The sequence below is a fragment of the Hoeflea sp. genome (genome assembly GCF_984452065.1).
This window is the reverse complement of the sequence record NZ_CFHWAF010000245.1, coordinates 1-2,277: the sequence shown is the minus strand read 5'-3', so window position 1 is coordinate 2,277 and position 2,277 is coordinate 1. Positions and strand designations below refer to the sequence as shown.

The 2,277-nt window shown below is 61.5% G+C and carries 3 protein-coding genes; 1 reads left to right on the top strand and 2 read right to left on the bottom strand.

Annotation, left to right across the window (positions count from 1 at the left end):
- Nucleotides 1–829, top strand: an 829-nt coding sequence (locus AC5E6N_RS24005) for a branched-chain amino acid ABC transporter permease (RefSeq protein WP_491750174.1), incomplete at its 5' end; no start/stop codon positions are given.
- Nucleotides 830–1,088: 259 nt separating this feature from the next.
- Here the strand turns inward: AC5E6N_RS24005 and AC5E6N_RS24000 are convergent.
- Both AC5E6N_RS24000 and AC5E6N_RS23995 read right to left on the bottom strand, forming a co-directional pair.
- Nucleotides 1,089–1,526, bottom strand: coding sequence for a DUF1489 family protein (locus tag AC5E6N_RS24000; protein WP_491750173.1), 438 nt, complete (start codon nucleotides 1,524–1,526; stop codon nucleotides 1,089–1,091).
- Between the two features lie 79 nt (nucleotides 1,527–1,605).
- On the bottom strand, nucleotides 1,606–2,277 hold a 672-nt coding region (locus tag AC5E6N_RS23995), incomplete at its 5' end, for an L-serine ammonia-lyase (protein ID WP_491750172.1).

Sequence of the window (2,277 nt, the reverse complement as noted above, 5' to 3'; positions counted from 1 at the left end):
CGCCTACACATCCGCGATCCTGACGACCGCGACGTCCGGTAAACATCTCGGCGGATTTTCAATGCCCGTCCCCATCGGCCTCGTCGGTGCGGCAATTGTCGCCGGCCTGGCCGGCTGGGCCGTCGCCAGAATCTGCGTCCGCCTCAAAAGCGACTATCTGGCGATGGCGTCGATCGGAATTGCGGAGATTCTGCGCCTGGTCATCGTCAACGAGGATTGGCTCACGAACGGCAGTCTCGGCATGTCCCGGATACCGCGTCCCCTCGCCGACCTAGCCACGGGGCGGATGGCGGATGTTGTCTTCCTCGGCTTTGTCTGGCTGATCGTGCTGCTGGTTTTTCTCGCCTCCTCCCGTCTTTACGACAGTCCCTGGGGGCGAAGCCTGCGGGCGATCCGCGACAATGAAGCCTCCGCATCCGCCGTCGGCAAGGATGTCGAGAAATTCCGCATCCAGACCTTCGTGATCGGCTGTGCGGTGATGGGCATCGCCGGGGGGCTGTCGGCCCACTATTTCCGCTTCCTGTCGCCAACGGCCACGGACCCGCTGCTGGTGACCTTCCTCGTCTGGGTGATGCTGATGGCCGGTGGCTCGGGCAACAACAAAGGCGCCATTTTAGGCGCGCTGAGCATCTGGACGATCTGGTCGGTCACGGAAATCTTCACCAATCGGCTGCCGCCGGAATGGGCCACGCGCAGTTCCTTTATCCGCATGCTGCTTGTCGGCCTGTTGCTTCAGGTGGTGTTGCAACGGTTCCGGGCCGGTCTCATTCCGGAAAAATCGCCTCCGGTAAGGTTCGCGGACGAAGAACCGGAACGCGAGAGGGGTTAGAGCATCGGGCGATGATATTAAACCATTTGATGATCCAAATCAGGTCGCTCGGCCAGGCGAATGGCGCAGCGCGATGCCGGGCATCGGGCAAGCCGTTCAACGACGCCGACGGGCTGATTTGGTTCACCGAAGGCCGGCTTATCAGGCCTTCTGGACGTCGTTGCGATCGCCTTGTGGTCAACCAGACCACGGCAGCGACCGCGCCTGGCCAGAAGGCCTGATAAGCCGGTCAAATGGTTTAATATCATCGCCCGATGCTCTAAAGCAGACCCAGATCGGCAAGCTCGCGCCGCAGTTCCGGCGGCAGTTGCAAAATCCCGGCATTCGTTTTGGACAAATCCGCAGGCGCGTCCTTTGTCGTCAGATACCGCCAGCCCTGAAAGGCGCGGCGCGGCTGCCATTGCGTCAGGATCAGGCGCGGCTCCATGACGATACGGCAGCGCGATATTCCCGAATTGTCGGTAAAGGGCCGGATGTCGGTAATGTGCTGACGCACCTGGATATTGCCTTTGATGACCCAGTAAAGCGATCCGCCGTCGAGCAGTTCGTCAAGGCGCTTGGGTATCATCCGGGTGGTGTGAAACTGGATCTCCTCAAGACCACGGCTTTTCTTGTCGGCCAGACCGAAGTCGATCGAGGCTTGCAGGTCCTCAACGCTCTCGACACCGACACACAGCTTCACAAGGTTCAAGGTCATGCCATTGACGTATAGGCCTGAGCCGCGCCGTCAAGGACCTTGCCGTCCCTGTCCACAAAGCCTGTCCGGATTTATGCCCTCAGCACTCGACGACGTTGACCGCAAGCCCGCCTTCGCTCGTTTCCTTGTAGCGTTCGTTCATATCGAGGCCGGTCTGGCGCATGGTTTCGATGCAGGCGTCCAGCGGCACGAAATGTGTGCCATCCCCTTTCAGCGCCAGCGACGCGGCCGTGACGGCCTTGACGGCGCCGAGCGCGTTGCGCTCGATACAGGGAACCTGAACCAGTCCGCCAACCGGATCGCAGGTCATGCCGAGATGATGTTCCAGGGCGATCTCAGCGGCGTTCTCGATCTGCTCGGGCGTTCCGCCCATGGCGGCCGCAAGGCCCGCGGCGGCCATCGCCGAGGCCGAACCGACCTCCCCCTGGCAGCCGACCTCCGCGCCGGAAATGGAGGCATTGTGCTTGATGATCCCGCCGATGGCCGCGGCGGTCAAAAGGAAGTCATGAATACTGCCCGTGTCCGATCCGTCATGAAACCGCGTGTAGTAGCGCATCGTCGCGGGAATGACACCGGCGGCCCCGTTGGTGGGCGCCGTCACGATGCGCCCGCCTGAGGCGTTCTCCTCATTGACGGCCATGGCGTAGACACTGAGCCAGTCATTCGCCTGCAGTGGATTGACCTTGTTCTGCTTCCACTCGTCCTGAAGTTTTTCATGGATGGCTTTGGCGCGGCGCGATACGTTGAGGCC

Coding starts and splice junctions, on each gene's coding strand:
- AC5E6N_RS24000 (WP_491750173.1), bottom strand. CDS start 1,526: ATGACCTTGAACCTTGTGAAGCTGTGTGTCGGTGTCGAGAGCGTTGAG.